We start from the raw sequence: 9,279 nt of genomic DNA, 5'->3' as shown, positions 1-9,279 counted from the left end.
CTTCCCGAACTCAGAAGTGAAACCTCTTAGCGCTGATGGTAGTGTGGGGTTACCCATGTGAGAGTAAGTCATCGCCAGCTCATTATTCGAAACACCCCCTGATATCTCAGGGGGTGTTTTTTTATGCGTGGAAAAAAGATAAAAGGGGGCGAAAATAAAGCGTTGGAAATCCAACGCTATAAATCGACCTAAAACGATAAAATTATTTTAACTGACGTCGTGCATGCTTTAATGCAGTTCTTAACCCTTCTTCTAAAGTTGGATGATAAAAGGGTTTATTTAAAATTTCATGAATGGTTCGTTCTTCTGAAATCATCCAAGCTAACATAAGCCAATGACTGCATAATTTGAATTGTGGGCGGGTATCCAACGAATATCATGGTCCATTCTGACCAAGGCTCACAGCACTGTAGTCGTGATTTTAGAGCGCTATTATTGATGAACAACTGCATCCAAAGCATGTCTAGACGAGGCCTTGCGCAGTATATTGCTCATGGGATAATGCAGTAACAGAAAGCTTCTTTCACACATTTAAAGGTCATGTGGTACATGGCAGTGTATTTTTGACCCGAAAAGAAGCCAATGTTGTCTTGTTTGACTATATTGAGATTTACTACAATCGAGTGAGAAGGCACTCTGCAAATGGTTGGTTAAGCCCAGAAGCCTTTGAGCAGAAATATTTTAAGAATTTAGAGGGATAGGTTGTCCACGATACTGCCTGGGATCATTATTTGGCTACCTTTATCGGGTAAATTTTATATTTAAAATATCAATATCCTAAATATTCGATTAAAAAAAACCTGCTTAAAAAGCAGGTCATAGATTTAGAGAAATGAAGTCAATTAAGCAAAAATATTACATGCTGCAGATGCCAAAATCCATAGAATCACCACTGCAACTACTGGCTCTACAATTTTTGACCAAGTCGGTACTTGTACTTCAGTTGTTACGTCTTCTTGTGTATGTTGTTGATTAACCATTTGATTGAACTCCTTCATTGATGCTTCTAATGATATCTCTTCTTGCAGATTTGGTTTAGAACCAAGGAGCTCTGTTAGGTTGTTTGTTGACCAAACCCAATCATCCGCTTGACCAGAAAGGTGTTCAATTTGGCCGTTGAGTAATTCTTGAATGCTTTGTGGTGAGTGTGAGCCGGTATCATGAAGTTGCTTTAATTCATTTAATTGTAAATGAAAAATTTCAGTTGTTAGGTGTTCAAGTTCAGAGCGCTCTAATATTGATGCATTCGATGGATTGGTGGTCAGATGGCGTGAAACTTCTTGAATATAGAGTTCATCAGGATGAGTAATTTCTTGATAAACCTTTTGAGCATTATTGCGGAGCTGATGAATCAATTCACCTAAGGTTAAAGCATTAATTTCACGTAAATGTTGTCGTTTTTCTTCACGATTTAAATGACTTAAAAGCGTAGGCTTTTGAGATTCTATTTGTTCGACAAAATATTGTACTAAATCAAAAGCCATTATTCGCTTCCTTATTCTTTAATCGAGCAACCTTAAACCCGGTTTTTTCTTCGGTTGCTCTTGTTGTTCTTGGTCGTTTGATTTTAAAGCATTTTGATCATTCTGAATACCTTCATATTCTTGAGGATCGAAGAACATTCCTTGACCATTTTCACGTGCATAGATGCCTAGAACAGCAGAAAAGGGGATATAGAGGTTTTGCGAAACGCCACCAAAGCGTGCAGAGAAAGTAATCGTCTCATTACTCATGTGTAGCGCATGCGTTGCATGAGGTGCGATATTCAGGACAATTTGGCCATCTTGAATATATTGAACTGGCACCATCGTACCATTCTGTGTCGCATCGACAAGTAGGTAGGGGGTAAGTTGGTTTTCACAAATCCATTCATAAAGTGCCCGTGTTAAGTATGGACGTGTTGGAGTGAATTGTAGTTCCTGTTCAGACATAATGCTTACTCGAATATTTATGGAAAATTAATTTTTTACTAAAAGCTCGCTATAGCGATTTTTTTCCTGCAATGTCATTGATTTGATAAATGCTGGACGGCTAAAGATGCGTTGGCAATAGAGAAATATAGGGCGGCATTGCTGTTTGGGAAGCTCAATACCCATGGCTTTTAGGCGCAGAAATATAGGCGCGAGCATACAGTCTAACATGCTAAATTGTTCAGACATAAAATAAGGATAATGCTGAAACAAGGGGGTTAGTGAAATGAGTGTATCACGTAATTGTTTTTGTGCTTTTTGCGTGGCTTTTTCATCGAGGGTATCGGGATGGCGAAGCATAATATCCGCCAGTCTTAACCAATCTTGTTCGAAGCGCCATACATATTGACGTTGCTCTGCACGAGGCATAGGTGCATCTGCATACAGTTTATTTTGACGATAACGGTCATCTAAATATTCGGCAATAATACTGCTGTTATAGAGTTTTAGGCCATTTTCAATCATCATCGGAAGTTGATTGTAGGGATTTAAACTCGCAAGATCTTCGTCTTCATCATCAGCAATAATTAAATTATGTTTGATTTGCTTCTCTGCAAGTACATAGCGTATCCAGTGTGAGCGAAAGTCATCCGCATGACTGTAAAGCGTAATTCCTTGGAGAGGTGCATTTTCGACTGACATAATCCGAGACGATGAGAAATGAATAAGATAGGATACTAAAATTAGACAGTAAAATCACGGAGACTTTAGCAATATCAATGCAGCTACAGTGAAAATTACAGTTTTGTTTTATTTGATTTTATCTGATAGCTTTTCATGTCATTCATTTACCTGATCGTCACCGCATGATGACCATTGCACTTGTACAAAAAATATTATTTTTTGCTGCAGTTATTTTTATGGGCATTGGCTTTTATACGGCACTCGCTGGAGGTTATGCCTCTGATTATGGAGCAGAGGATGATAGTCCTGAACAAAAAAGCAAAATGACCATTTGTACAATTACACTAACACTGTCGGTTATATGCTTAATTGCGAGTTTGAGTCTCTTTGTTTATCGGATCATTGTTCTATTTGCATCATCTTCATAAAAATTAAGACATAAAAAAACCTTGGCATAAGCCAAGGTTTTTTGTCCGATTCGGTAAACGAATTAACGTTTAGAGAATTGAGGACGTTTACGAGCTTTACGTAAACCAAGTTTCTTACGTTCAACTTCACGAGCATCACGAGTAACGAAACCAGCTTGACGAAGAGCAGGTTTAAGAGTTTCGTCAGAAGCGATCAATGCACGAGTAATACCGTGACGGATAGCGCCTGCTTGACCACCGATACCACCACCAGCAACAGTGATGTAAAGGTCATATTTCTCAGTAGCTTCTAAAAGCTCAAGTGGTTGGTTAACAACCATACGAGCAGTTTCACGACCGAAATATTGTTCTAAAGAACGGTTGTTGATTACGAGTTTACCAGTACCAGCTGATAGGAAAACACGTGCAGTTGCGGTCTTACGGCGACCTGTACCATAGTTAGTAGCCATGTGCTGTATCCCTTAGATGTCCAAAACTTGTGGCTGTTGAGCAGTATGTGGATGCTCAGTACCAGCGTACACTTTCATTTTCTTGATCATTGCATAACCAAGAGGACCTTTTGGCAACATGCCTTTTACAGCACGTTCGAAGATTTCTTCTGGTTTGTGAGCAACTAATTTTTCGAAATTAGTTTCACGAATACCACCAGGGAAACCAGTGTGGCGATAATATTTCTTATCAAGTGATTTTTTACCAGTCACTTGAACTTGCTCAGCATTGATAACAACGATGTAGTCACCAGTGTCAACGTGAGGAGTATAAGAAGTTTTGTGCTTACCGCGTAAACGACGAGCGATTTCAGTCGCAAGGCGACCTAAAGTTTTGCCAGAAGCATCAACAACGTACCAGTCGTGTTGAACTTCAGCTGGCTTAGCGCTGAGAGTTTTCATTAAACCACTACCTATTATAGTTGGTTTGGACTATGGAAGCTGTCCAAACAAAAGGAGACGCGATTCTATACGAATACGTGAAGAATCACAAATGAAAATATAAAATTTCAAGCGCTGTATTGTAGTATATTTCTTCAGCAATAAACAGTAGATAATCCAGAAATTATAAAAAAAGCGGATGAAAGTAAATCATGTCGAATTCTAATCTGTTAAAAAACACATCTGAACCCTTATTTTGCGACATTGGTGGTATTTAATGGGCTTATGTAGCACCTTGATTTTAAGCCCAACTTTTTTGTATTTGGTATATTTGCATGGGGCGGATGGTGCGATCATCGTTTTGTTGATGATGCTCACTTTATTTTTCCTTAGTTATTTATTGGTTTATCTGTTGATTGGATTATTGCTTGTGAGCGTTATGTCTTTTTGGTTGATAACGAAGTACCCGCAGCATGTGTCAGTCGTTCAGCGCGGCATTATGATTCTTATTTGCATTGATTTGGATCATTGACATTTTAGGTTTTGCTTTCGATTTCATTCCATACAATGTCGTACAACGCGCTTATTTTTGAGTTTTGTCAGGTATTTTTAGTCAATAAAATTAGGTCTGTCATGTGCATCACACAGTATAATAATGTTATTGCACACACAGGATAGACCCATGCTGCCTTTATATATCACGAGCGGTGAACCCGCAGGTATCGGACCTGATATTTGTTTGAGCTTAGCCAATCGAATAGATGAAAGGCCAATTGTGGTTCTTATTGATAAAGATTTGCTGATCAAGCGTGCTCAACAGTTAAAGCTCGAAGTTGAACTGATTGACTATGTTGGGCAGGAAGCGTCGGCAGCTCTAGGTCAGCTTTATGTGGAACATGTACCTGTGGCTAAATCTGTCATCGCAGGTCAGTTAGATGTGAACAATGCAGCCTATGTGTTGGAGCAATTACGGCGTTCTGCAGATTATGCGATGTCTGGCAAAAGTGTTGGTGTTGCAACTGCACCTGTGCAAAAGTCGATTATTAATGATGCCGGTATCCATTTCAGCGGACATACGGAGTTTTATCAAGAATTTGCAGGCGTTGATCGTGTCGTGATGATGCTTGCGACCAAAACGCTCCGTGTCGCATTGGCAACTACACATTTACCGCTTCGTGATGTAGCCGATGCCATTACTCAAGAACGTTTGCATCAAGTCATCGATATATTAATTCATGACTTAAAAACCAAATTTAAAAAAGATCATCCGCATATTTTAGTCTGCGGTCTAAACCCACATGCGGGTGAAGATGGCTATTTGGGCATGGAGGAGATTGAAGTGATCAATCCGGTGCTAGAGCGTTATCGCGCTCAAGGGGTGAATATGAGCCTGAGCTTACCTGCCGATACCTTATTTACCCCTGAAAATTTAAAAGATGCCGATGCGGTTTTGGCGATGTATCACGATCAGGGCTTGCCTGTGTTAAAGTCGCAGGGCTTTGGCGAAGCCATCAATATCACTTTGGGCTTACCGTTTATTCGGACTTCAGTGGATCACGGCACAGCACTGTCACTGGCTGGAACTGGTCTTGCTAAAAGTTCGAGTTTACAGGTGGCGGTTGATTTGGCTTTAGAATTAGCACGTGCGAAAAATAACGAAACTTAATAATAAAGGTTTGAATTTTATATGAATAATAGTAAAAAATTATCAAAAATAAAACAGGAAAATAACAAGATGCTTAGGGCGAAATCGATCATTCGCCCATTTTTTGGGATTGCGTTAGCGTTGATGCTGTCAGCATGTTCAACGCTCGCTACAGATCATCATTTTTGTGAATTAAAAGTATTATCGCTGCAAATTCCAAAACAGACGGAAGGATTTATACGTTTTGCATTACCGGGTGCTGTGGATGGCTTTAAACATAATCAGCAAAAATTTAATCAAGCGCTGACCGCGGTGCATAAAAAATATGCGAATCGTGATGGAGCTGATAAAATGCTTCAAGATGGACAGGCAATCAATGCTAATATTGATCTGCTTGTACAGCATCAAAATAGCCTGAGTGCGCTATATGAATATCAACTTCTTGTAAGTGAAACCATTCCAGGTATTCAAGCTGAATATAACATTCTGGCTGATATGATGGCTAGAGCAAACAATTCAGCTATTCAAGCAATGATTGCCAAAAATCAAGTCTATATTGCGGGACGAATGTTGAGTTCTTTGCTGAAGTTAACTGATGTAAATTCTATTCATCCAGACGATTTAGATGACTTTTTAGCAGATTTTGAAACTTTCAATATTTTTTTGAAGGCTCAACTGAATGGTAATCCCGAACTCGGTGTAGAGCGCGTAAACAATGCTGAAATGCGTGAAAGTTTGCTCTCCATTCAGGCTGAAACTGAAGAAATGATGAAATCTGAAACAATGGCTTTGTTGAAACAAAGAGAGCCATTGCTCAGTGTAATTAACGCGGCTCGGGATAATGTGGCCAAGTCCGAAGAAATTTTTGCTCGCTTGAGTGAATTTGAATCAAGTCAGTAATCGTTGTAATAAACCTATGCGGAGAATTTTATGTATCAAATTAATGCCCTAAACCCAAAAGATGAAGGGCATCACACGCGTAAGCGGTTTGGACAGAATTTCTTACATGATCAACGTGTTATTGCCAAAATTGTACGTTCGGTAAATCCGCGTACTGGTGACAATATTGTCGAAATTGGTCCCGGTCTTGCCGCGCTTACATCGCCTTTAATTGGTGAATGTGATGCTCTAACTGTGGTTGAGCTGGACCGTGACTTAGCTGCAGGTTTGCCGGGCCGTGTGCCGCATCCTGAGCGCTTGACCATTGTTGAAACCGACGCGCTGAAATATGACTTTACCGAGCTGTTTGCCGAAGGCCGTCCTCTGCGCGTGGTTGGCAACTTGCCGTATAACATCTCGACTCCGCTGCTGTTTCATCTCTTGGAGTTTGGCGACAAAGTCAAAGACATGCACTTCATGCTGCAAAAAGAAGTCGTGGACCGTATTACCGCTTCACCGAATACTAAAGAATATGGTCGTTTATCGGTGATGATTCAATATTTCTGCAAACCGACGTTTTTATTTGAAGTGCCACCGGGCTCATTTAATCCGCCGCCAAAAGTCACCTCTGCGGTATTCCGTTTAGAGCCTTATGCCGTTAAACCGATTATGGCGAAAGATGAAAAAGCGCTTGCGCGTTTAGTTTCACATGTCTTTACTCAGCGCCGCAAGACCTTGCGTAACAGCTTAAAAGGCATGTTGGTTGAAGATGGTTTTGAAAATGCAGGGGTTGATCCAATGGCGCGTCCAGAAACCCTAACACTTGCAGAATTTGTCGCATTAGCAGATCAAATGGTGGCTTAAATAATTATGACTCGCAATATTCGCTATAACTATGTCATTGGTGATGTTCAAGGCTGTTTTGAAGCATTAAAAGCTTTACTGAAAGAGATTAAGTTTGATGCAGACCAAGATTTTATATGGTTTGCCGGTGATCTCGTCGCACGGGGTGAAAACTCGGTAGGCGCTTTGCGGTTCATCAAAAAATTAGTGGATAGTGAAGTTGCGGCGACGGTACTGGGCAATCATGATCTGACTTTGCTGGCATGCGCTCGCGGTATTAAGGATATCAATCCTAAAGACAATATCGATGATGTGATTCACGCTTTAGAAAGTGATGATTTGATTGATTGGTTACGCAAGCAGCCGCTGTGTCTATTTCCGAATGAGCAAACCATTTTGACTCATGCGGGTATTCCTTTGAATTGGACTGCGCAGCAAACCGCAGACTTGGCAAAGGAAGTGGAAGCGGTGATTGGTCATGACGACTTTGATGTGGTCGATGCGTTTCTTCAAGTGATGTACGGTAAAGAGCCGAACCTATGGTCGGATGATTTGTCTGGTCATGCGCGCTTACGCTGTATTACCAACTATTTGACCCGCATGCGCTTAACCGATGCAGAAGGTCGATTAGAGTTCAGTTTTAAAGATTCACTCGATGACCCTATGCCGAAGGGTTTTAAGCCATGGTTTGAGTTTGAGTCACAAGCAGCTCAGACCCATCAAATTCTTTTTGGTCATTGGGCTGCTTTACAAGGAAAAAGCATTTCAGCAAAAATCCAAAATGTGGATGGCGGATGTGTTTGGGGCAATCAGTTGATGGCCTATCGTTTAGAAGATCAGTGCATGTTTGCGGTCGATAATCCTGTAATGTAAGTATTTAAAAATAAAAAAGCCGCATTCGTGCGGCTTTTTTATTGGTGTGTGGATTAGTCTAAACGAATCCAAGTTTGGTTACGACCCAAGACTGAAACGCCAATACTTGCACGGATCGAAATACGTTTTCCTGTGCTGTTTAAGCGGACTTTAGCATCATAAACTTTGCCAGAAAGAGGGTCGATAATACGACCTTTTTCATAATTATTCGTATTATTAATTTGCTTTAAACCTTTAACAATTTCCATGCCGAGAATCGGTTGGTTGGTATAAGGCGCAGGGCACTTATTACAGTTTTTTTGCGGTGTATAGCCCGGACGTGGTGTAATTTTAATAATTTTACCGGTATAGGTATTATTTGATTCTTTGTGAATCGAAATAATTGCTTTTGCAGCTCCTGTTTTATCGTCAATTTGTTGCCATGTGCCAGCAATGTCATTTGCAAATGCAACATTCATCATACCCAATGTACATAGGCTGAATAATATTTTTTTAAACATGATCGTTTGTCCCCGAGAAGCATGATTTATGAGCACGTATGTTAGAAAGTTTATGAGAATAGTCAACTTTAATTTAAAAATAATTTGAAGATATTCGGAATAAGAAAAACCGCCATGTCGGCGGTTTTTTTACTTGTTTGGGGTTACTCTTGGCGAATCCAAGTTTGGCTACGACCAAGTGCAGAAACACCCATATAACCCCGTAAAGTTAGGCGTTTCCCACTGGCATTTAAACGGATTTTTGTGTCGTAAACTTTGCCTGAAAGAGGGTCAATAATACGGCCTTTGTCGTAGTTATTAGTGCCTTCAATATGTTTTAAACCTGTTAAGATATCAAGGCCTAAGATTGGCTTGTTTTTGTAGGGTGCAGGGCAGTTTACGCAGGTGTCGCGTGGTGTATAGCCCGGACGCGGCGTCACTTTGATGATTTTACCCACGAATGTGCCATTACTTTCTTTACGGATTTCAATAATGGCTTTTTGTGAACCTGTTTTATCATCAATTTGTTGCCAAGTCCCTGAAAGGTCTTGAGCAAAAGCTGAACCACTCATTACAGCAGCTAAGAATAAGAGGCTCACTTTTAATTTTTTCATCAGATATTCCCTGTAGGTGGTTCACCTATGTCAAATCAATTTACTGAATAAATTT

The 9,279-nt window shown here is 40.2% G+C and carries 12 protein-coding genes and 2 pseudogenes; 6 read left to right on the top strand and 8 right to left on the bottom strand.

The genetic code is table 11. From position 1 onward, the window contains the following. Positions 1 to 202: 202 nt before the first annotated feature. A pseudogene (locus tag FTU79_RS16605) lies at positions 203 to 328 on the bottom strand (hypothetical protein); the annotation flags it as partial. A 32-nt stretch (positions 329 to 360) separates the two neighbouring features. Between FTU79_RS16605 and FTU79_RS12265 the strand changes: the two are divergent. After that, positions 361 to 701 (top strand): annotated as a pseudogene (locus FTU79_RS12265) (IS3 family transposase); the annotation flags it as partial. Positions 702 to 842: 141 nt separating this feature from the next. On the opposite strand, the gene FTU79_RS12260 reads toward FTU79_RS12265, so the two are convergent. From FTU79_RS12260 to FTU79_RS12250, 3 genes are read right to left on the bottom strand one after another with little or no spacing between them, the layout of a single operon-like run. Continuing rightward, positions 843 to 1,484 carry a hypothetical protein gene (locus FTU79_RS12260; protein WP_180005137.1) on the bottom strand — a complete coding sequence of 214 codons (642 nt, stop codon included), beginning with the start codon at positions 1,482 to 1,484 and terminating at the stop codon, positions 843 to 845. Between the two features lie 18 nt (positions 1,485 to 1,502). Next, on the bottom strand, positions 1,503 to 1,931 hold the full coding sequence (locus tag FTU79_RS12255; protein WP_180005136.1) for a ClpXP protease specificity-enhancing factor: 429 nt from the start codon (positions 1,929 to 1,931) through the stop codon (positions 1,503 to 1,505). A gap of 27 nt (positions 1,932 to 1,958) precedes the next feature. Then, positions 1,959 to 2,612 (bottom strand): glutathione S-transferase N-terminal domain-containing protein, encoded by a 654-nt coding sequence (locus FTU79_RS12250; protein WP_180050332.1) that lies wholly within the window; start codon positions 2,610 to 2,612, stop codon positions 1,959 to 1,961. Positions 2,613 to 2,776: 164 nt separating this feature from the next. Here FTU79_RS12250 and FTU79_RS12245 point away from each other — a divergent pair, with 164 nt between their 5' ends. Next, positions 2,777 to 3,022, top strand: a complete 246-nt coding sequence (locus tag FTU79_RS12245; protein WP_180011640.1) for a hypothetical protein — start codon at positions 2,777 to 2,779, stop codon at positions 3,020 to 3,022. A gap of 62 nt (positions 3,023 to 3,084) precedes the next feature. Here FTU79_RS12245 and rpsI read toward each other — a convergent pair whose 3' ends face one another. Next, positions 3,085 to 3,471, bottom strand: coding sequence for a 30S ribosomal protein S9 (gene rpsI, locus FTU79_RS12240; protein WP_078190115.1), 387 nt, complete (start codon positions 3,469 to 3,471; stop codon positions 3,085 to 3,087). A 12-nt stretch (positions 3,472 to 3,483) separates the two neighbouring features. Next, on the bottom strand, positions 3,484 to 3,912 hold the full coding sequence (gene rplM, locus FTU79_RS12235; RefSeq protein ID WP_004722943.1) for a 50S ribosomal protein L13: 429 nt from the start codon (positions 3,910 to 3,912) through the stop codon (positions 3,484 to 3,486). 661 nt (positions 3,913 to 4,573) lie between these two features. On the opposite strand from rplM, the gene pdxA reads away from it, so the two are divergent. Genes pdxA through FTU79_RS12215 form a run of 4 tightly spaced genes read left to right on the top strand, consistent with a single transcriptional unit; the run spans position 4,574 to position 8,131 of the window. Then, entirely contained in the window at positions 4,574 to 5,557 is a 984-nt protein-coding gene (pdxA, locus tag FTU79_RS12230) for a 4-hydroxythreonine-4-phosphate dehydrogenase PdxA (protein ID WP_180011638.1), read from the top strand. A 21-nt stretch (positions 5,558 to 5,578) separates the two neighbouring features. Next, on the top strand, positions 5,579 to 6,436 hold the full coding sequence (locus FTU79_RS12225) for a pilus assembly protein PilJ (RefSeq protein ID WP_180050329.1): 858 nt from the start codon (positions 5,579 to 5,581) through the stop codon (positions 6,434 to 6,436). Between the two features lie 30 nt (positions 6,437 to 6,466). Further along, the gene (gene rsmA / locus FTU79_RS12220; RefSeq protein WP_180011634.1) at positions 6,467 to 7,279 is read left to right on the top strand and encodes a 16S rRNA (adenine(1518)-N(6)/adenine(1519)-N(6))-dimethyltransferase RsmA; all 813 of its coding nucleotides are present in this window, start codon (positions 6,467 to 6,469) and stop codon (positions 7,277 to 7,279) included. Between the two features lie 6 nt (positions 7,280 to 7,285). Then, positions 7,286 to 8,131, top strand: a complete 846-nt coding sequence (locus FTU79_RS12215; RefSeq protein ID WP_180050326.1) for a symmetrical bis(5'-nucleosyl)-tetraphosphatase — start codon at positions 7,286 to 7,288, stop codon at positions 8,129 to 8,131. A gap of 53 nt (positions 8,132 to 8,184) precedes the next feature. Here the strand turns inward: FTU79_RS12215 and FTU79_RS12210 are convergent, their stop codons facing one another. Together FTU79_RS12210 and FTU79_RS12205 are read right to left on the bottom strand one after the other, a co-directional pair. Beyond that, the gene (locus FTU79_RS12210) at positions 8,185 to 8,631 is read right to left on the bottom strand and encodes a DUF2147 domain-containing protein (RefSeq protein WP_180005129.1); all 447 of its coding nucleotides are present in this window, start codon (positions 8,629 to 8,631) and stop codon (positions 8,185 to 8,187) included. 143 nt (positions 8,632 to 8,774) lie between these two features. Next, positions 8,775 to 9,224, bottom strand: a complete 450-nt coding sequence (locus FTU79_RS12205) for a DUF2147 domain-containing protein (protein WP_168379558.1) — start codon at positions 9,222 to 9,224, stop codon at positions 8,775 to 8,777. Positions 9,225 to 9,279: the final 55 nt, after the last annotated feature.

It is taken from the genome of Acinetobacter sp. YH12144 (assembly GCF_013418345.1).
Lineage (GTDB): Bacteria > Pseudomonadota > Gammaproteobacteria > Pseudomonadales > Moraxellaceae > Acinetobacter > Acinetobacter amyesii.
The sequence above is the reverse complement of the archived record's forward strand: the minus strand, read 5'-3'. Positions and strand labels throughout refer to the sequence as shown.

Bases quoted from the DNA above. Each gene is read 5' to 3' on its own strand.
- FTU79_RS12255 (WP_180005136.1), bottom strand. From the start codon at position 1,931: ATGTCTGAACAGGAACTACAATTCACTCCAACACGTCCATACTTAACA.
- FTU79_RS12225 (WP_180050329.1), top strand. From the start codon at position 5,579: ATGAATAATAGTAAAAAATTATCAAAAATAAAACAGGAAAATAACAAG.
- FTU79_RS12245 (WP_180011640.1), top strand. From the start codon at position 2,777: ATGATGACCATTGCACTTGTACAAAAAATATTATTTTTTGCTGCAGTT.
- FTU79_RS12250 (WP_180050332.1), bottom strand. From the start codon at position 2,612: ATGTCAGTCGAAAATGCACCTCTCCAAGGAATTACGCTTTACAGTCAT.
- rpsI (WP_078190115.1), bottom strand. From the start codon at position 3,471: ATGGCTACTAACTATGGTACAGGTCGCCGTAAGACCGCAACTGCACGT.
- pdxA (WP_180011638.1), top strand. From the start codon at position 4,574: ATGCTGCCTTTATATATCACGAGCGGTGAACCCGCAGGTATCGGACCT.
- FTU79_RS12210 (WP_180005129.1), bottom strand. From the start codon at position 8,631: ATGTTTAAAAAAATATTATTCAGCCTATGTACATTGGGTATGATGAAT.
- rsmA (WP_180011634.1), top strand. From the start codon at position 6,467: ATGTATCAAATTAATGCCCTAAACCCAAAAGATGAAGGGCATCACACG.
- rplM (WP_004722943.1), bottom strand. From the start codon at position 3,912: ATGAAAACTCTCAGCGCTAAGCCAGCTGAAGTTCAACACGACTGGTAC.
- FTU79_RS12215 (WP_180050326.1), top strand. From the start codon at position 7,286: ATGACTCGCAATATTCGCTATAACTATGTCATTGGTGATGTTCAAGGC.
- FTU79_RS12260 (WP_180005137.1), bottom strand. From the start codon at position 1,484: ATGGCTTTTGATTTAGTACAATATTTTGTCGAACAAATAGAATCTCAA.
- FTU79_RS12205 (WP_168379558.1), bottom strand. From the start codon at position 9,224: ATGAAAAAATTAAAAGTGAGCCTCTTATTCTTAGCTGCTGTAATGAGT.